The 18,656-nt window shown below is 36.3% G+C and carries 17 protein-coding genes and 1 pseudogene; 3 read left to right on the top strand and 15 right to left on the bottom strand.

Translation table 11 applies throughout. The features are described 5' to 3' along the window. Positions 1 to 1,239 (top strand): HipA domain-containing protein, encoded by a 1,239-nt coding sequence (locus tag GJV03_RS15010; protein ID WP_154130448.1) that lies wholly within the window; start codon positions 1 to 3, stop codon positions 1,237 to 1,239. A 328-nt stretch (positions 1,240 to 1,567) separates the two neighbouring features. Here the strand turns inward: GJV03_RS15010 and GJV03_RS15005 are convergent, their stop codons facing one another. The 9 genes and pseudogenes from GJV03_RS15005 to GJV03_RS14970 all read right to left on the bottom strand — a co-directional run bounded on the left by GJV03_RS15005 (position 1,568) and on the right by GJV03_RS14970 (position 8,344). Further along, positions 1,568 to 1,675 (bottom strand): hypothetical protein, encoded by a 108-nt coding sequence (locus tag GJV03_RS15005; protein WP_004720571.1) that lies wholly within the window; start codon positions 1,673 to 1,675, stop codon positions 1,568 to 1,570. A 108-nt stretch (positions 1,676 to 1,783) separates the two neighbouring features. Then, positions 1,784 to 2,788, bottom strand: a complete 1,005-nt coding sequence (gene cydB, locus GJV03_RS15000) for a cytochrome d ubiquinol oxidase subunit II (protein ID WP_154130447.1) — start codon at positions 2,786 to 2,788, stop codon at positions 1,784 to 1,786. Beyond that, a complete protein-coding gene (locus tag GJV03_RS14995; RefSeq protein ID WP_004720575.1) occupies positions 2,788 to 4,224 on the bottom strand; it encodes a cytochrome ubiquinol oxidase subunit I in 1,437 nt (478 codons plus the stop codon). Before GJV03_RS14995 ends, cydB begins: the two co-directional genes overlap by 1 nt. Further along, positions 4,215 to 4,379, bottom strand: coding sequence for a hypothetical protein (locus GJV03_RS14990; RefSeq protein WP_252720720.1), 165 nt, complete (start codon positions 4,377 to 4,379; stop codon positions 4,215 to 4,217). The genes GJV03_RS14995 and GJV03_RS14990 overlap by 10 nt, the downstream gene beginning before the upstream one ends. Positions 4,380 to 4,514: 135 nt before the next feature. After that, the gene (locus tag GJV03_RS14985) at positions 4,515 to 4,955 is read right to left on the bottom strand and encodes a DUF2946 domain-containing protein (RefSeq protein ID WP_354666864.1); all 441 of its coding nucleotides are present in this window, start codon (positions 4,953 to 4,955) and stop codon (positions 4,515 to 4,517) included. Between the two features lie 309 nt (positions 4,956 to 5,264). Then, positions 5,265 to 5,405 (bottom strand): annotated as a pseudogene (locus GJV03_RS21790) (GlxA family transcriptional regulator); the annotation flags it as partial. A gap of 50 nt (positions 5,406 to 5,455) precedes the next feature. Then, positions 5,456 to 6,058: a nitroreductase family protein gene (locus tag GJV03_RS14980; protein WP_154130445.1), complete on the bottom strand. Its 603-nt coding sequence runs from the start codon at positions 6,056 to 6,058 to the stop codon at positions 5,456 to 5,458. Positions 6,059 to 6,755: 697 nt separating this feature from the next. Next, positions 6,756 to 7,247 carry a hypothetical protein gene (locus GJV03_RS14975; RefSeq protein WP_004720580.1) on the bottom strand — a complete coding sequence of 164 codons (492 nt, stop codon included), beginning with the start codon at positions 7,245 to 7,247 and terminating at the stop codon, positions 6,756 to 6,758. 200 nt (positions 7,248 to 7,447) lie between these two features. After that, positions 7,448 to 8,344, bottom strand: coding sequence for a LysR substrate-binding domain-containing protein (locus GJV03_RS14970; RefSeq protein ID WP_154130444.1), 897 nt, complete (start codon positions 8,342 to 8,344; stop codon positions 7,448 to 7,450). A 128-nt stretch (positions 8,345 to 8,472) separates the two neighbouring features. Between GJV03_RS14970 and GJV03_RS14965 the strand changes: the two genes are divergently transcribed. Then, the gene (locus GJV03_RS14965) at positions 8,473 to 9,153 is read left to right on the top strand and encodes a hydrolase (RefSeq protein ID WP_154130443.1); all 681 of its coding nucleotides are present in this window, start codon (positions 8,473 to 8,475) and stop codon (positions 9,151 to 9,153) included. 128 nt (positions 9,154 to 9,281) lie between these two features. On the opposite strand, the gene cpaB is transcribed toward GJV03_RS14965, so the two are convergent. Both cpaB and cpaA read right to left on the bottom strand, forming a co-directional pair. Next, the gene (gene cpaB / locus GJV03_RS14960) at positions 9,282 to 9,989 is read right to left on the bottom strand and encodes a metalloprotease secretion chaperone CpaB (protein ID WP_154130442.1); all 708 of its coding nucleotides are present in this window, start codon (positions 9,987 to 9,989) and stop codon (positions 9,282 to 9,284) included. Next, entirely contained in the window at positions 9,989 to 11,785 is a 1,797-nt protein-coding gene (cpaA, locus tag GJV03_RS14955) for a metalloendopeptidase CpaA (protein WP_154130441.1), read from the bottom strand. Before cpaA ends, cpaB begins: the two co-directional genes overlap by 1 nt. Positions 11,786 to 12,349: 564 nt before the next feature. On the opposite strand from cpaA, the gene GJV03_RS14950 reads away from it, so the two are divergent. Next, positions 12,350 to 13,273: a metal-dependent hydrolase gene (locus GJV03_RS14950; protein WP_154130440.1), complete on the top strand. Its 924-nt coding sequence runs from the start codon at positions 12,350 to 12,352 to the stop codon at positions 13,271 to 13,273. A gap of 231 nt (positions 13,274 to 13,504) precedes the next feature. On the opposite strand, the gene gmtX is transcribed toward GJV03_RS14950, so the two are convergent. The 4 genes from gmtX to GJV03_RS14930 form a co-directional block, all read right to left on the bottom strand. Beyond that, positions 13,505 to 14,179 carry a gamma-mobile-trio protein GmtX gene (gene gmtX, locus GJV03_RS14945; protein WP_154130439.1) on the bottom strand — a complete coding sequence of 225 codons (675 nt, stop codon included), beginning with the start codon at positions 14,177 to 14,179 and terminating at the stop codon, positions 13,505 to 13,507. Next, positions 14,176 to 16,779: a VPA1269 family protein gene (locus GJV03_RS14940; RefSeq protein ID WP_154130438.1), complete on the bottom strand. Its 2,604-nt coding sequence runs from the start codon at positions 16,777 to 16,779 to the stop codon at positions 14,176 to 14,178. The genes gmtX and GJV03_RS14940 overlap by 4 nt, the downstream gene beginning before the upstream one ends. Then, the gene (gene gmtY / locus GJV03_RS14935; RefSeq protein WP_154130437.1) at positions 16,772 to 18,247 is read right to left on the bottom strand and encodes a gamma-mobile-trio recombinase GmtY; all 1,476 of its coding nucleotides are present in this window, start codon (positions 18,245 to 18,247) and stop codon (positions 16,772 to 16,774) included. Before gmtY ends, GJV03_RS14940 begins: the two co-directional genes overlap by 8 nt. A gap of 189 nt (positions 18,248 to 18,436) precedes the next feature. Continuing rightward, entirely contained in the window at positions 18,437 to 18,631 is a 195-nt protein-coding gene (locus GJV03_RS14930; RefSeq protein WP_154130462.1) for a DNA-binding protein, read from the bottom strand. Positions 18,632 to 18,656 lie beyond the last annotated feature (25 nt).

The following is an 18,656-nucleotide window of genomic DNA, read 5'->3' as shown; positions in this document are numbered from 1 at the left end:
ATGGATGAAGTTAAAGGATGTTATGTTTTCATAGATACAGGCTCCCAGCCAACAATTGCTGCACACTATTCTTATGAAAAGCCAATTTATCGCTTTCTTTATGGTCAATCATACTTACAACGTGCAGATGCCTTCCCTTTAGATCCACTTAATCTAAGCTTTCAGTCTTATAACAAACCATATGAAACTATTTCTAAAGATGGTTTTGGTGTACTTGCAGATGCAACACCAGACAATTGGGGTAAACGCTTAACCAATGCCTTACACCGTAGAACACCATTAAATCAATTGGAATGGTTACTCGCTTCACAAGGAAATTCAGTAGGCTGTATTGTTGGAAGCTTGTCTAAATCGCATATAAAAAACAATTCAAATATCATTCAATATGAAGAATTAGAAACTTTTATACAAATTACTGAACTCATCGAAAAAAAACGAGATCCGTTTGAGATGAAACTTGAGCAACTCGAATTAAATAAGCTGTTATATAACGGGGCTTCAATGGGCGGAGCCAGACCCAAAACCCTTGTGATGTATAAGAATAAGGAATGGATTGCCAAATTTAATAAAAGTGATGATTTGTTTGATACCTGTAAAGTTGAATATGCTTCGCTGAATATGGCACGAGACATGGGGCTCAATACATGTAATGCTGAACTAACAGAATGTGCCGGTCGCCCTATTCTCTTAGTTGAACGCTTTGATCGAAACTGCCCTGAACGTAAAAAACACTATATAAGTGCCAATAGTTTGCTCAATATTCAGAAAATTCGCATAGGAGATCCTAAAATGTCCTATATGAGTATTGCCAAAGTCTGTAGTCAGATTTGTTTTGATGCTATCAGTAATCAAAAAGAACTCTATAAGCGGATGGTGCTGAATATCATGATTAGCAATACTGACGATCATTTAAAAAATCATGGTTTTTTAATGTATGACATGAAAAAGCAACATTATGCCCTAAGCCCGCTTTTTGATGTTTTACCTCATGGTATGCCAAGCTCATTTCCAAATGAACATGCTCTGGTTTTAGGCAATGATGGACGGTTTGGAAGCTATGACAACCTTATCAGTCGTAGCAATGCCTTTGGACTAAACCTAGATCAAGCCAGAGCATGTATTAAGGATGTCCGTGATGTTCTCGAAAATAGAGAAAAATACTTGTTAGATGCGGGTCTTAAACCCACAGAAATTCGTCAATTAGAACCCTATTTCTTTCTAGATATACTCAAAAACTAAAATTCAACAATGCCAGCCATTTATATATTATGGATAATGAAAACATTGATCATAATGAATCGGTATTTAACCATTCATCTTGGCAAGAAAATGATCCAAACATGACATAAAATCCAGTTTAAATTAGATAAAGTACTTTTTATGTCATTATAAAAGATAAAATCCAATTGCATTCCTATAATCTTGCTTAGGCTATTTTATTATTTTAAGATTATTTTCATTGTTGCCATTACTGTGATTCATATTTTTATTTCAGTCTATTATCTCAATAGTTAATGAAAAACAAAAAATGAGGAACTGCGTTCCTCATTTTTACTTTAGCAAAACCTTAGTAGGCCAACTGAATCAACATTCTAAAAAAACCAGCAATAAGTGCCAATGTTAGAAATCCACCTAGCCATAACACGACAAACCATTGCGTTTGAGATAGTTTCATACTTGCTTACCTCATTTAAACCTTTAAATTTTTTACCCTACTGCATGTTTAATCTTACTTAGGCTATTTTTTACTCAAGCCAAAAGATTAAACATGCTACTTTTAAGTTTAGTGATAATCTTCATCACCAATTCGAACTTTGTCTCGGAACACCCAATATGAAAGCCCGGTATAGATCAAAATAATTGGAATTAAAATCAATGCGCCAATTAAAGCAAACAATTGACTGCTCTGTGGCGCAGCAGCTTCCCAGATAGTCACTGATGGCGGAATCACATAAGGCCACAAACTGATGATAAACCCAGTATAAGCAAGGAAAACCAAAGCCAAGGTATAAAGGAATGGGCTTAGTTCATAACGCTTTTTACATGCGCGAAGCACAAGGAAAGTAAACAGCACCACCAATATTGGTACAGGACTAAAATACATCAATTGTGGTTGGCTAAACCAGCGTGCTGCAATTTCAGGATGCGCCATCGGGGTATAAATACTGACTGCCCCAAAGATAACAAACAAAGCAACGATTAATTTAGGCATCAACTGATACATACGATCTTGTAAATCAAGTTCAGTTTTAAAAATTAACCATCCACAACCCAATGCTGCATAAAGCACAACGACACCAATACCTGTAAACACAGTAAACGGCGATAACCAGTCTAAACCACCACCTGCATACATATGATTTTCAACTTTAATCCCTTGGATATATGCACCAAGAATCATCCCTTGGAAAAAGCTAGCAAGAATTGAACCACCAATAAATGCTTTGTCCCATAAATGCTTGGTTCGATTGGCTTTAAAACGAAACTCAAAAGCCACACCACGGAAAATTAAAGCAATCACCATAAGGATAACTGGCATATATAACGCGGATAATACAGTGGCATAGACCATTGGAAACGCTGCATATAATGCTGCACCGCCCAGTACCATCCAGGTTTCATTACCATCCCAAACAGGCGCAACGGTGTTCATCATCACATCACGTTCGTGTTGATCCTTAACAAAGGGAAATAAAATCCCAATCCCTAAATCAAAACCATCTAGTACCACATAAATGAATACACCAATGGCGATAATGACAATCCAAATCAGAGATAAATCAATCATTATTTACGCTCCTGTTCATTGGAATCAACGCTATCTTCAACACTCGTCAATGGACGTTTAGAGGCCAAAATAACCGCTTCTTCACTATGCGCTACGCTTTCTGGTGTGGCGTAGATAAATTGTGGACCTTTGTGCATCAATTTCAACATATAGTAAATGCCTATGCCAAATACGATGCAATACACCACAACGAAAATAATCAAAGTGAGACCAACTTGTTCCGCAGATACTGGAGATAAAGCATCTTTGGTTCGCATCACACCATATACCACCCACGGCTGACGACCAACCTCTGTGGTAAACCAGCCTGCGAGCAATGCAATAAATCCTGAAGGTCCCATAGCAAAAGCAAAACGGTGTAACCATTTGTTTTCATAAAGCTTGCCGCCTTTGCGTAGAAACAATGCCATCACGGCAAGTAGAATCATCAGCATGCCCATTCCAACCATGATTCTAAAACTCCAGAACACCACGGTAGAATTAGGACGATCTTCAGGTGCAAACTCTTTTAAGCCTTTTACCTCACCATCCAGCGTATGGGTCATGATTAAGCTGCCAAGATTTGGAATACCGATAGCATATTTGGTTTCTTCTGCCTGCATATCAGGAATACCAAACAGATATAGCGGCATGCCCTCACCTTTGTTGGTTTCCCAATGCCCTTCAATCGCTGCAAGTTTAGCAGGCTGATGTTTTAAGGTATTTAGACCGTGATTATCACCAATCAGAACCTGTAATGGTGCAAGGACCAGAATCATCCACAATGCCATAGAAAACGATTTTTTGATTAATGCGTCACGGCGTCCTTTTAATAAATGCCAAGCAGCAGTTGCAGCCACTAGCAAGGCTGAAACAAGGAATGCTGCTGCAGCCATATGGGCTAAACGGTAAGGAAATGAGGGGTTAAACACAATTGCAAACCAATCTTGCGGCACGATAATCCCATTTTCGATGCTAAAGCCTTGTGGTGTTTGCATCCAACTGTTTGAAGATAAAATCCAAAACATTGAAATACAGGTACCAATGGCCACCATAGCCGTTGCAAAGAAATGCGCCCGAGGACCTACTCGCCCCCAACCAAAGAGCATAATGCCAAGGAAACCAGCTTCTAAGAAAAATGCACTCAGCACTTCATAAGCCAGTAATGGACCAGTTACCGAGCCTGCAACACGTGAAAATTCACTCCAGTTTGTTCCAAACTGATAACTCATCACCACACCAGAAACCACGCCCATCCCAAAAGCGACAGCAAAAATTTTTACCCAGAATTTAAATAAATCTTGGTAAACAGGATTTTGAGTTTTTAGCCAGCGCCATTCAAGTACAGCTAAAAAGCTTGCAAGCCCGATAGAAATTGAAGGAAAAATAATATGGAAAGAAACAGTAAAAGCAAACTGAATACGCGCCAATTCTAAAGCAGTTAATCCTAGATCCATGACATCACCTTATTCATTGGTAAAGTTGGTAAAGATTGAGTTTTGAATACATTGATAAACATTTTTTGTTGTACAAGCTCAGCATACGCCTGAACATTCAGTACAATCTGTTGTTTTCTTTTTGCTGTATTTTTAAACAATACTAAAAATAGCATGCAAAGGCTGCTTTCCTGCAAATCGAGGAAATTTTGAAAAATCATGATCATTCTCTACACAATAAATTCGAAATACGATCGCATGGCTTTAAAGCCTTTATTTAAAAATGCTAAACCTATGGATCGGTGAATGTGTTATGCAAAGACTACAGGTGGGGCTCGCCCTTGAGGAATCAGAAACAGGCATTGTAATTGAAAATAGACATGCTGAAAGTTTTCAACATAAGCCATTAAACGTACTTGAATACGCACTAGGATTTCTTTTACGCCAATTTCTGGTGGCATCACTAAATTGCCATATACCACACAATACTGACATTGATGGTTAATATCATGATGATCATGACTTGAACTGCTTGCTTGCTGGGCTTGATCTAAATGCAAATAGTGATGAATAAAACTAGATTCTTGCTCATGATGAAGATGTGCATGTGTTGGTCGCAATAAAGCTTGAGTGATGTCTTCACAGACCGGAGCAATTTGATACTGCTCAGGTAATAACGGCTGTAAAAAAACCGCAAGCTGTAAAAATACTGTCGCAAATGCCAGCAACAGACCACTGCTTCTTAACACAATTGATTGCTCATATTGAGAGAGATAGAAAAAAGTATAAGTTTGCTTTTAACTGTAGATCTTTAACTTGAAATAAAGAATCAACTGCATAAAAACCAAGCATATTACTCAACTTTTCTAGCTTTACTATAGTACATTTAAATTTTAAATCAAAGCCTCTTTAGCACTTTTTTGGAAATCGTTTTCTTTTTTAATGATTTGTTTGTTATATAGCAATGATCAATAAAACTTAAAAAAGCATCCATCGTCGCCTCAGCTTTTAGTGAGTAAATAGCACCAGCTCAACTTTCAAGCTAAATTCAATTGAAAAGCTTATACCCGACGACTGAATCTACAACGATATTCTAAGGGTGTTAAGCCGATTTTCTTTCTAAACAATCTGCGAATTGAAATTGGGTCCAGATAACCGACACTTTGTATAATTAGATCAATAGATTGATTAGCCTTTTCAATACCAAAGCTTCTTGGCTGAGCAAGCCAAGAAGCTAGAGAAAATAAAACAATTATTTAAACACTTTAAAACGCACAGCATCATCGATATAGGCTTTTTCAGCCGCCGCCGCTTCAATTGAACCAAATACCAACTGTGCACGAAGTTTCCAAGTTTTGGGTATATCCCATTCCGTATGAACTTGTTCATCGACAATTGGATTATAGTGCTGTAAGGATGCACCAATACCGTCACTATTTAAGGCTGTCCACGTTGAAAATTGTGCGATTGCTGTAGAGTGTTCAGCCCAAATCGGAAAGTTTTCTGCATATGCTGGAAATTTTTCCTGTAAGTTTTGGATCACCTCTAAATCTTCAAAGAAAAGAACGGTACCAAAGCCTGCGATAAAGCTGTCCATTTTAGTCTCTGTTTTTAAGGCACTTGCTTCATCTTTGGCATAAGCTTTCAGTTGAACTTTTACAAAGTTCCAGAACTTCTCATGTTCAGCATTAAACAAGATCACTGCCCGAGATGATTGCGAGTTAAAAGAAGATGGACTTTGCTTGATCGCTTGCTGAATCAAATCAGTAAGATGCTCAGGAGATTGATTAACATTACGTCCAATCGCATAAATTGTACGGCGTTTATGAATTAAATCTAAAAAATTATTCGACATTGCTGAATATCCTTGGATATATCCCCGGGGAAATCCGATACTTTAAAAAAGATTATCAAGATATTTTAAAAAATCATAACAAGTATGAATTGATTAAAATCGAAAGTATTACAACATAAAAAAACTTGCTAGAAATATCTACTTTTGTCATATGTTTCTAAGCAAAAGTGAATTAGGAGAAATATAAGGGGCTGTTGACATTTCATAACTGGCTTGCGTTGTAGTTTAAAATTGAGCATGAGATGTATACATCGTAAAGCATGAAGGATAATAGCGAATCTATTTTCGACTTTCATAACGAAGACTGAGATAATTTTAGCCACAATCAGAAGTTTTATCGTACAAACGCGTAATAAAGAAGATTGAATAAGAAGTACCAACATTTAAAATCAAATCATAAAGACTTGCTAAATGAATGACCTCATTTAAATCATTGTCATCATGCTTAAACAACTGCCGAATAAAATCCAAGCATTAAAAATGTTTCCACTCAAAATTTAGATATCGCAATTGGTTAAAAAATGAAAGTTTTAAATATATTAAGTATCATCAGTTCAATATTTATTCTATTTTTTATGTTTTATACGCTTGGGCCTACAATTTAAAAAACTTAAACAGATGAATAAAAAATAAAAGGCAGTTTAAAACTGCCTTTTATACTTGAATTTGAGCATTTCAATCTATTGCTAATTTTTGACTAGAAATTAGCATTCAGCACTTTGGCAGGTACAGAATTTTTCCAAATATCTCGCAAAGTAGGTAAATAGAATTTTTCACCTAACTCAACCAATTCAGCGTCAATCAATGCATGTGTTTCATGCATAAATAAGTAGTCCAGTTCAACCGTAGACAATTGTTGCTGCTTTTTTGCAAATTCTTTACGTTTGGCTTGAGCTTGTTTAAGCAATTGATCTGCAAAATTTTTATTTTTATATTGGCTAATCGCTTGTAAACGTAACTCAATCACGCCCCAACCTGTAAGGAGTTTCTTAAAAATCTCAAAATCTTCAGTTGTGGATTCCCAAGTCATTTTATCCAAGTCTTCATCATCAGGAAGTACTGGGAGTAAAATTTCCATTACACTTGGAAAAATCTTTTTGAAATTTAAAATAAATTTAACAGGGTGCTCACCAGGGTAATCTTTAAACTGCACATTTTCCTGAACATCTGTTAAATAAATTGATAACATTAAAAAATCCTTAATTAAAATACTGTTTATTATAACGTTATTGATCATCTTGCAGCCTAAATACAAAATAAAAACAACATGAAAACAGCGAAAGAAATGCATTTTAACAATTATGACAGTTTATTCAATGCCAATTACAGTATTCACCTGTTGTCGATCAAAGATTCTGGTGGGCGAATAAAGCTGATTCTTGTAAAGAACTAAACCTGATCAAACTCAGTGACCAAAAACTCGATTAAAGCTTTTACCGATGGTAATAGACCTCTTCTAGAAGTATAGACCAAATGAATAAGCTCTGGCATCGGTTCCCACTCAGGAATCACTTTAACCAGCCTGCCCGCTTTTAAGTCTTCAGCAATAATTAATTCCGGTAGTTTTGCAATTCCCAAGCCATCTAAGGTCGCTAAATGCAATGCACTTAAATCTGTAGTGGTTAGCCTCGGCTCATCCTTAACCACATATAATTCATTATTAGAATTATAAAGATCCCAATGATATTCAAAAGACAAAGACTCCATCATTAAAATAGGCAATCTTGTTAATTCTTCTGGTGTTTTAATCAAGAAATTTTGATTCAACAAATCAGGGCTTGCGACAATAAATTGTTTTGAAATGGATAGGCTACGTACAATCAAATCACTATCTTTTAAAGGTAAGGGTCTGATTCGAATTGCAACGTCATAACGTTCATTAAACAAGTCTACCTTTCTATTTGTCGCTTCCACATGCAATTTAACTTTCGGATAACGTGCTAAAAACTTATTCAACATTTTACTGACATTAATATGCAATAAATTTGTAGGACAAGAAATTTTTACAATTCCAGTCGGCTCTGCGCTTAACAGTGCGATTGCCTCATCAGCTGATTCAGCTTCCACAAGCATTGCTTTACAGTGTTGTAAATATATGTTCCCGACATCTGTAATCGAAATTCTTTTGGTGGTTCGATTGAGTAGTTTTACTCCTAAACGGTTTTCCAATTCCGCAACTCTTCGACTTAACAATGATTTGGTCACACCCAACGCATTACTTGCAGCTGAAAAGCCGCCATATTCAATCACTTTGGTAAAATAATACAGGTCATTTAAGTCTTTCATCATATCCCCTTAAATATCGCAACTGTTCTCTATATAAGACAATATGTCATATAAATAGCATAATTCAATATTTGTCCTACTGTTAGTATTAAAAACAGCAAATGATTGCTTAACTAAGGATATATAAAATGTCTACTCCAGCTAATTTTAATGGCCAAGCCCCAGTGATTGATGTAAATGATTCCGTTATGCTGTTAATTGATCATCAAAGTGGTTTATTTCAAACCGTTGCTGATATGCCAATGACAGAACTACGCCAACGCGCAGCAGCCTTAGCTAAAATAGCATCATTATCAAACATTCCTGTCATTACCACGGCCTCAGTTCCTCAAGGCCCCAATGGCCCACTTATTCCTGAAATACACGCAAATGCGCCCCATGCAAAATATGTCGCACGTAAAGGTGAAATTAATGCTTGGCATAATCAAGAGTTCGTTGAAGCGGTTAAAGCAACAGGTAAAAAGACCCTGATTATTGCGGGTACGATTACCAGTGTGTGTATGGCTTTTCCAGCGATTAGTGCAATTGCTGATGGCTATAAAGTTTTTGTTGTGGTTGATGCATCAGGTACGTATAGCAAAATGGCACAAGAAATTACCTTAGCACGTGTGGTTCAAGCAGGTGCGGTACCGATGGATACAGCGGCGGTTGCTTCAGAAATTCAACAAACTTGGAACCGTGAAGATGCTGCTGAATGGGCTCAAGTGTACACTCAAATCTTCCCTGCTTATCAATTACTGATTGAAAGTTATTCAAAAGCACAAGAAGTTGTGACAAACAAAGAAGCACTTGATTCAGTGCGTAAATAATTTTAAATAAATGATGATTTTAGACACCTTTCGAGGTGTCTAAATCTTTGTTATGACGCAGTAATGACTATTTTCATTTTATTGCTACTTCAAGTTTAGAGAATAAATCATGTCTTTAGATTAAAAAATTAATGAACATGATCCGTCTCCTTTTCCACTGCCTCAAGTGTGGCAGATTCATTGGCAACGTCATTGACCCATCCATAGCCATTTTTCATCAAAATGGTATAGGTTTTACCATCTGCTGTAATCGTGCCCATGGTAAAATTGTCTTTAATGGTTTGAGTAATATGAAACTTCTCATTATTTTGATCTCCTCCTTCTAGAGAGCCTGACCAACTAACAATATCTTCACCTGGATCTACTTCTATACGTTCTATAACAGCCTGTCTGTTTAAACCATAGCCTGGCACATTAAACACGATTTGATCGCCGACATTCTTCGCCTCTAAGGTATATAGATCATTCCTCAGAAATATTCGCCCATCTTTTTTTTGTGCATCTGTCAAAGGAACGGGATTATGCATAGACACCGTATCGACAGTACTCAAATTGAACATCTGTTGATTGAAAATCCCTGCACGTAATTTGTCCTCATCCAGCGTTACAAGATTACGGCGAGCATGGCTGTCTTTTATACGTTGCAATACTTGTGTTTCGGTTAGATTTGCATTTAGCTTCGGTGAATTCACTTGATCGATTTGTTCATTTTGTTTAGACACAATCGTTTTAGCTGTATCAGCTGTCTCCTGTTGACCTGAGATGAACCAAGCCAACAAAGAAACCACCAAAACAGTTAAAACAACGGAAATAATGAGATATATCCGTTTATTCATTATGGATTAACCGCCACTAAAAATTTTGAAATGGCTTCAACATTTTCATTAATTTTTCTTAAGCCATCAAATTTGTCAGTTTCACCTAAACGCACACCATATTCAGGACTATAGATATCTGGGCTCGAATATAAGCCAATTTGATTTCCTCCCATAATGGTACTGCCTAAAGGATGACCGAATCCCCAGTTATAACCTGTAGTTCGATCAAAACTATGTCCTAGCCCCATGTTATGCCCTAACTCATGTCGCATTGCAGTGATACCACAACCATAGTTATGTGATCCGATCATGTTGTACTTGCTCGGTGTGCTATTTACATAGGCGAGACCGCAACCCGAATGATCTGTAATGGTATATATCGCATCGGCCCCTGTTCTGGTTCTTTCCGCTTGTACAGTGGCATCTGAACGTCCTAAATTAATCGCATCACCGAGTGTCGTTCCAGGGATTCGATAATCCAAGTATCCGACTTCTTTGTAGTAGGCTTTTGCTTGCGAGTTTTCAAGCGCTTCATTGGTTAATCTAAGTGCTTCACGGGCTTGAATTTTTGCAGCAGTTGCACCGAGTTTGTCATTGACTACGGGACTATTCACAAGTAGCAAATCTATCTGATAGCTATCGGTGTTCCAAACACCATTGTTAAATACCAAACGGATTTTATCGCCTTTTTTTAAGCTTGCACTAATGTTGCTACCTGAAACTGTAAACGCTGTATCCGCAGAATTAGATAAGATAACCTTGTCACCAGACTGAGCCGTTGGCAAATTTACAACAGGTGCCCATTGCGCATTATCAGCGGTTATTTCAACGACAGGGGTTTTAAACGTGAAACCTTGTGCAGCGGTGTTTGCAGTGAATACCGTTTTAGGAGACGAAGCCAACACCCAATACGATTTATCTGCAATATAAATGAACTCGTAACGATTGCCCTTGTTGAGTTTTAGGGTTCCGGTGGTATTGGTATTTTCATTTTCAATCACTGATTGCCAGCTTGCAGTTGAGCTAACAATGATACGATCTCGGTCGTTTGCTGTTTGCGGTAATTTTAATGAAGACACCCACGCCCCATCAGCAAAACGAATTTCTGTTTTAGCTGCAGTTAAATTTTGCAAAGCCGTATTTAATGCCGCAGTATTACCATTGATCACATTGATAATACGTGTCGGAACAGACAGTGGAACCCATTTACTCAGTTCTTGATTATATTGAAAGATATATGCATCATTTTTATTGACAACTAATGTACTTGGAAATAAAGCATTTTGTGAATTAATTTTGGAGGATTTAAGCGCATTAGACTTAACCACAAGGATCTGGCCATTCTGACCTGTTTGCGGTAAATGAATTGTCTCAGTCCAAGCAGCATCACTTACAACATATTGGGCCTGTGATTGTTGAAATACGGGAATGGTATTGCCATTTTTTTCAGGCGTAAAATTGGCAGTTTCAGGCGCATAAAACTCCCATTTTCCATTACTAAATTTAAAACGATAACTGTTTCCAGACTTTAGTGTGAGAACGCCTTTTTTTTCAATATTTACATTACTTAAATCAATATCACTGTCATAACCCGCAGTTGATTGAATTGTAATTAAGGCACCTTCTTTTGCTACATTCGGTAAGGAAATATTCTTTACCCAATTGCCATTGGATACACTAAATATCAGATCATCATAGCCTGTTGGGATGATTCCACTCTGGTTATTCTGGTTTGGTGATAGTGTGGTTGCGGCTATGGCAAAAGTGACCATACCACTTGTAATGAAGACTGTAATAACTTTTCTTTTATTCATGTTATACCTGAGTCAATATTATAAAGTTGAGCTGACACTATAAATTAATTTTTATTGAAAAATAAAATTAAAAATTGTTAATAAAATCGATAAAACCAACAGCAACCCTAGGTTAAATTAAATTACAAATATCTGATATATAAATAAAAGTAAATATTACAACCCAAAAACAATGTAGAGCTTATAAAATAAAACTTAGTAAAATCATCAATCTAAACCAATCAATAATTCGTGAATTATCCTTTTTTTTTGTTGAAAAATCGCTGAGTTTAAATTTCAGTATTGCAATATAGAAATTTGATATTTCTATAGCTGATTCAACCCATTAAAATTATTTTTATATCATCTTATCCACATTGATTTTCACATCTTTATTTTCTGGATTTTTAAATTAAGAAATAACAATATCAATAACTTAAAAAATAATATTAAATTTCTAAAGCAATATTTTCTACTCAGAAGAGTAAAAATCACAAAAAAAGTGTCCTCAAAGGATATGGTCGCTAATTATTCTAAATGGTAAAAACTTTTAATCGCTTAACAGTTTCATGTTGGATAACCACAATGATCACGGAAAGTCATCAAATTAAAGCAAGAAAAGTATATTTCGATTTTTCTGAGTCTTCTGTATGTTGGATGCCAGATGATCCACTCTGTTCACATATCGCCAATGGTATCAATATGCTTTTGCCTGCGGGCGAGTTTTGGTTTTGTCGAGTATTTAATAAAACCCTTCCACATATTAGCGATGAAAAATTAAAACAAGACGTTATTGGCTTTGTCCGTCAAGAAGCTGCGCATGCACGCGCACATGAAAAAGTACAAGACTTTTTAAGAGAAAATGGCTATGACATACAAGAACCATTAAATCGTGCCCATCTTGTTTTCAACATTCTATTAGGTGACAAACCATTAGGAATCCCTTTTTTAAAAGGGAAAAAATTTGACGAATATTGGTTAATCTTTCGTGTAGGTGTTATTGCAGCGATCGAGCACTTTACAGGTACAATTGGGCAATGGACACTTGATAGCAAATCTTGGGATAAAGCAGATCCAGCTATGGCTGATTTATTCCGCTGGCATCTTGCGGAAGAAGTTGAACATCGTTGTGTCGCTTATGATTTGTTTGAGCATTTATTACAACAAAAGCTAGGTTTTTATGTTTCCAGACAAATCATTATGATGGGAATTTTTCCGCTTTTTATTTACTTCCTCGTTGATTTTTCTCGTAGTCTGGGCCAACAAGATACTGAACATCAACAAATCCAAAAATTAATGCGCCGTGGATTCTTTGCTTTTATTCGAGAGTTTGAAAAAACTGCAACCAAAACAGATCACCTACCGACCATTAAATACCTATGGAAAGCCACTCTACGTTGGACCTCTCCAAAGTTTAATCCGCTTCATGAAGGTGATACAGAACAGGCTTTAGCCTATATGTCACGTTCACCTGCTGTTCAGTATTTTGAGAAAACGGCGCTCAATTAGAGGGTCATCACATAATAAAAGTGACCATAAAGCTCGGAAGAAACATGGTTAATGCGAGTCCTATAACTCCTCCAAATTCAAAATAAAAAAGCACCTTAGGTTCTTTCTAGTAGAAAGTGTATAAAATAAAAGAAAGATGTAAGTTTAACATTGAATATCAATTTGTTATCTTACACCTTTCATTTTTTTATATATAAAATGAATATATAAAAGTTAGAATCCTTTCCTAGGCTATAATTGATTTAAAATTTTTTTAATAGCCAATACAAACCCATTTTTAAATAGTGGTCGTTCATGCTCATCCTTAACAGCACCATACTTTGATACTGTCCAACCACGTTGTGCCATTTTATCCTCATTAATAGCATCTTTTAAGGCCTCGATATCACTTGGTAATAGTAGACGACCATCTAAGCTAGATAAGACTTGGATTCCTTCATGCACTTGTTCTACTTTTATAATTTGATGAGGTCGCATATCAACAATAACTTCCGCCTCATTTTTAAGAATACGGTTCTCTGCTTTAAGTTTATTTTTTTCAGCTATCATTTGACCAAATACAACCCTCATAACAGGATCATCTAACTGTTTTAAAAGCTCCATTTCTGTTGGTATTTCATTCTTTCGAGAATGAGGCACAGGAGGCTTTTTCATATTAGTATTTGCTTTGGTTGCCCAAGCATCAATCAGTAGACGAAAGTGTTCCCCCGTTTTATTTCGAATACTTACCTCGCCGATACCTCCATCAGCTTTTGAGACTCTACCAATAGTAGCAATAGAATAATCTTTCTCTTTTGCATTAAAGCGAGTTTCCAATAAAGTATTGAGCCTATCTATTGAGTTTTTTGTTCGCTGACTTTTATCTGACTTTAAGTCTTCCAAAATAACATTAATATCAATATTCATGAAGAAGCGCCTTTAAGCTTAAAGCCATGATTTGATAACCGTAAAACGGTCTGATTTGTTTGGTTTTTTAAAGCTTTTATACCAACATCAAGTAATTGGCTGTCTTGCATGAATTGACCTAGCTCTAGGTAATTTGCGACTTGTTTATATCCCTCAAATTTATCTATCGGATTGGCTTGTAGAGCCATTTGACGTAGCATGGAATTCACTGCGATAAGTTGTAGTTCTTGATCTAACATTAGGAAGTGGGGTTGATAGCCCTTATGCATCATAATTCGACTTAGATTTTGTATTCTATCTTGAATTACTGGTGTTTTCTTAAGATCATCAAGCATATCAGGATAAAATTCCGCATCTTCACAAATTAAGGCGAGTTGTAGCAACTCAGAATTAGTTTCTATAAAGCCAACTTTAATATCGTTTTCAGAACCAACGGCAACAAGTTTATTCGTAGTATCTGTTTCAGTCCGATCTTGTTCAATTTCAATTAGACGACGTATTAAATTAAAGGTTGCAATCCAGTCTTTTGTGTATTCATCAGCTTCAACCAATTGCTTTTCATATCTGCGTTGAAGTGCTTGTAATTCATTGTGTTGGGTAAATGGCTTGCTTTCATTTTCAGCTTTGTACTTAAGTTCTTCAATATCCTCAATCTCACTCTCTAAATTAATAGCTAGATTGGCAGCTGCATGGGCTTTATAGCTCATAAAATTAAGATGAGCACAAAGTGCAGGAAGATAACTAGCATCTGTGATAAACCACCGACAACGGACACAGTTTTCTAAACCATGTGGTACAGAACCATAAACTCGGCTAGATGGATGAACTGAGTCTTTAAGTAAAAATCCGCCATTCCAGCAGCCAGCTACAGATTTACTTTCATCTGAACGAACAGTATTACCACCAGCTAAACATAGTCCATGATGGCGATTTTCCCAACCTAAAGGATTCCGATTAACTAATGCCATCTCAATAGCTTGATTATTTTGATATGCCGTTTTGCATTGAATTTGACGCATTTCCGCATCTTTAAGGAATAAACGAAGATTATCTTGTGACTTGCTATCAAGTAGACGCTCAGCTTCTGTCATTTTATCATTCATTACTATAGGTGTAAGTTTAGTGTAATAAACCGTCATAATAATGCGTGAATGACCAGCCAGTAGCTTTGATACTACAGGTATCGGTAGTTTCGCATCTATAATGTAGCTGGTGATGAGAGATACACGTAGACTATGCAAAGGGAACTCTGTTTTCGTCTTTGTTGTAGGGTGATCTAGTCCATAATCATGTACTAAACGAAGTTTTGTGCCATCAGATAATGTCTCTCCAGCAACTAAAAGGTTTTTTTCGAGTTGTTGAAGTAGCTTATACCAGAGAGTAAAGATCGGTGTTTCGATGATTGGCTTAGTTCTATCATCTTTCGATTTTGCTGATGCATATCGAAATAAGAAACAAGAATGACCCATTGCGCTTAATGATGCTTTTGATTTAATTTGGTTTGTATGTTTTACCTCTAATGTTGAACAATCTACTAATTTATATATAGGATTGTATTTTTCTTGCCAATTACGCAACTTTTCAAGCCAATACAATACATCTTCGTGCTGCCATGGTATTTCATAACCACGCTCAAACTCATCCTTGTTCTGATCTGCAGTTTTATTGGTACTGATATATAATCCTGTTGATTCAGTACCTGTTGTATTATCTTTAAATTGTCGAAATACTCCTTTATTGCAGTAATTGAGTGCGAAAGTATGTGAATTTTTAATCCAGTTTCCCTTTTCATAACGCAGCATATCTGCCTCCCCCGAATCAAGCATACGTACTTGATAGGTACGTAGGGGGAGATGCAGTTTAATAAACAACACCATACTTGCTACAGGTGACCAGATTTGATAAATGGTGGTAATTCGGCCTTTAAGAATTACTTTTTTAGTACGCCATACGCAATCTTTGTCGTTTTTATCAATTAGATTTTTATTTATTTCAAACCAATTGCCACTTTGGGTTGTACCTTGCCCCGACTGTTGCTGTGCCCACAGCCAATCTGAAAAACTTCCTCGTGGTTTTGGACACAAGATATAGCGCAAATCACAAATATAGCGGTACGGTAGAGGGTTGTGCACTGTTTCAGTATTGTGAAATTTTTTTCTGACTTTCGTAAATGGATTTGAGTATAAATGAAGTATTTTACCATCATCATTGTTTTCACTGAAATGCGTATCAAGCACCCAATCAATAAAATGTGTGATTTGATTTAATATCTCTGTGGTATTAGCATTATTTCCTCTATTTGTCTTTCCTAGAACTATTCGTTTTAACTCATCGGTTGAAGCGTACCAACCATTTTTTCCGATGAATAAGCTGATAACATCCATTGTAAATGGGAATGAACCAACAAGATAAGTATCAAAAAAAATGCATAAAGCGTTTAGTTTCGGTGCTGTTCCTTCATCTTGTTTCGTTATCCATCCTTCAGCTAATTGTCGCCAGATTTCCCATTCCTTACCGTGATTTTTTACAAGCCATTGCAAAGTTAGATCAGATTTACGACCATCATGTTTTTTTCTTTTAACTATTGTTTTACTAACCATGACGTTTTCCTAATTTGGGATGCTTTCCTGTAAATAAACCATCTAGGTCAATATCATTAAAACCATGTTCAGTTAATACAGCCCAACTAGGTGTACCAATTTGTTCGGTTGGTTCTGTTGGATTTAGAAGTCGAAATGTCGCTGCATTTAGACTAGTAGTAACTTCTTTTATTGATGGAGTGGTATAGACTATTTGTGAGTCTAATGAAGCATGATGTAAACATTTCTTAATCACAATTTCGTCTACACTAGCTCTTCGTAAGCGTCTTCCATAGCTATGTCGATGAGAGTGAGGTGAGAGTCCGTCAGCTTTACATGGCTTTAGTCCTATACGTTTTAAAGCTTGATGGTAATTGTGATGAAAAGCATTGAGTGTGTAAGCATTGCCTAGATGTTTATGATGGAAACTTACAAAAGCATAGGGATGATTGCGCTCTAAAATCATCAAAAAACGGGTGTAGTCTTGCCAGAGTTTTGAAAATACCTCGCCAAAAATAGTTGGGAACCAATGTACCTCTAAGTATTGTTCTTTGCTGTCAGTTACTCGGCTTTTCCAACCTACATACTTTTTCCCCATAAGGTCATTACGGGGGGATAATGCGTATTTTTCTTTGAGGTAGGCTGCACGAGTTGTCTTTCCTGAGCGCCCACGCCAATTGTTCGGAGCTTTGCCATCTTGTGGATGGTAAATACGAACCTTCACATTATTAAAATTGGATGGGTCAATGAGGACATCTTCAATCCATAGGTGCAAAGCCTCAGATTCTCGTAGTCCACCGCCATGCATGAGCAGTAATATTAATTGATCACGAAGTACAACCCTGCGATTTGATGCTCCACCTAATCCATTAAAATAAAAAGATTCAAAATATCTTTCAGGAAATTCGATAGCATCCTGTGATTTTTTACCTAACGGACGTTTGCCTTGAATGCTTCGAGCATAGCGAACGGTAGTATTGATATGTTTATCTTTGATATGACCAAGAAAGTTATGTTGGTTTTTCCGAAACCATGCAGCGTAATTTAAGCGTTGTGTCAAACTATCAGCTTCAATCAGTGGATTCATTGAAATCACACTATGTTTTTCAGCTAACCAGTCAGTGATTTTACTAAGTGCATTAATATGTAATCGAGCTACCTGTTTACTGCAAGGTAACCAATATAGCCCAGATTGATCTAATCCATCATCTCCAATAGTACCTGTATATAATCGACTACTAAAACTCTCAAATAAGGCTTGTGGTGAAGAAAAAGCATCACCATTCGCTATCATATATTCAAGTAAAAGTTGAGTCGCTTTAATGTAATTATTAGTTGTTGATGGACTCATACCATCTCGCTTTAACTTCAAAGCATATTCGACTAAAGGTTTTATTGGCTTTTTATATTGATCAAGTAATACTGGAATCTCAGTAAAAATACCTGAATTATCATCTACGACTTTTGCAATGACTTTTACAACCTGCATGTTTTATCCATTAAAAATATAAATTTAGGAAAATACACAGCAGAAAGCAGCCTAAACATTGATAAAATAACCAATGTCTTTTAGAATGAATTTGTCTTGAGATGCTAATTGATAGACAAACCTATGAAGACTCATGTTACAGCATGGGTCTTTATACTTTCTGCGTTAATAAAAATATAAATTAATATCTTATTTCATATATTTCTGCTCCTTTATCCCTAATTTGACTGCAATTTTGTGACTCTCACCGCGTAAAGGTATTTTATTGTTTTTTAAAATTCGATATACGAGATCTGGTGAGAAATTATTAATACGTGCCCACTCTGCTATAGAAGTTCCTGATTGCGAAAAATCATCTCTAACTTCCTTAATTGACTTGATCATATCAGACGAATTTTGAATAAATTTG

Source organism: Acinetobacter sp. RIT698 (genome assembly GCF_009668065.1).
GTDB lineage: Bacteria > Pseudomonadota > Gammaproteobacteria > Pseudomonadales > Moraxellaceae > Acinetobacter > Acinetobacter guillouiae.
Note: the sequence above shows the minus strand (reverse complement) of the source record. Positions and strands in the feature narration are given on the sequence as shown.

Coding starts and splice junctions, on each gene's coding strand:
- GJV03_RS15010 (WP_154130448.1), top strand. CDS start 1: ATGGATGAAGTTAAAGGATGTTATGTTTTCATAGATACAGGCTCCCAG.
- GJV03_RS15005 (WP_004720571.1), bottom strand. CDS start 1,675: ATGAAACTATCTCAAACGCAATGGTTTGTCGTGTTATGGCTAGGTGGA.
- cydB (WP_154130447.1), bottom strand. CDS start 2,788: ATGATTGATTTATCTCTGATTTGGATTGTCATTATCGCCATTGGTGTA.
- GJV03_RS14995 (WP_004720575.1), bottom strand. CDS start 4,224: ATGGATCTAGGATTAACTGCTTTAGAATTGGCGCGTATTCAGTTTGCT.
- GJV03_RS14990 (WP_252720720.1), bottom strand. CDS start 4,379: ATGCTATTTTTAGTATTGTTTAAAAATACAGCAAAAAGAAAACAACAG.
- GJV03_RS14980 (WP_154130445.1), bottom strand. CDS start 6,058: ATGTCGAATAATTTTTTAGATTTAATTCATAAACGCCGTACAATTTAT.
- GJV03_RS14975 (WP_004720580.1), bottom strand. CDS start 7,247: ATGTTATCAATTTATTTAACAGATGTTCAGGAAAATGTGCAGTTTAAA.
- GJV03_RS14970 (WP_154130444.1), bottom strand. CDS start 8,344: ATGAAAGACTTAAATGACCTGTATTATTTTACCAAAGTGATTGAATAT.
- GJV03_RS14965 (WP_154130443.1), top strand. CDS start 8,473: ATGTCTACTCCAGCTAATTTTAATGGCCAAGCCCCAGTGATTGATGTA.
- cpaB (WP_154130442.1), bottom strand. CDS start 9,989: ATGAATAAACGGATATATCTCATTATTTCCGTTGTTTTAACTGTTTTG.
- cpaA (WP_154130441.1), bottom strand. CDS start 11,785: ATGAATAAAAGAAAAGTTATTACAGTCTTCATTACAAGTGGTATGGTC.
- GJV03_RS14950 (WP_154130440.1), top strand. CDS start 12,350: ATGATCACGGAAAGTCATCAAATTAAAGCAAGAAAAGTATATTTCGAT.
- gmtX (WP_154130439.1), bottom strand. CDS start 14,179: ATGAATATTGATATTAATGTTATTTTGGAAGACTTAAAGTCAGATAAA.
- GJV03_RS14940 (WP_154130438.1), bottom strand. CDS start 16,779: ATGGTTAGTAAAACAATAGTTAAAAGAAAAAAACATGATGGTCGTAAA.
- gmtY (WP_154130437.1), bottom strand. CDS start 18,247: ATGCAGGTTGTAAAAGTCATTGCAAAAGTCGTAGATGATAATTCAGGT.
- GJV03_RS14930 (WP_154130462.1), bottom strand. CDS start 18,631: ATGATCAAGTCAATTAAGGAAGTTAGAGATGATTTTTCGCAATCAGGA.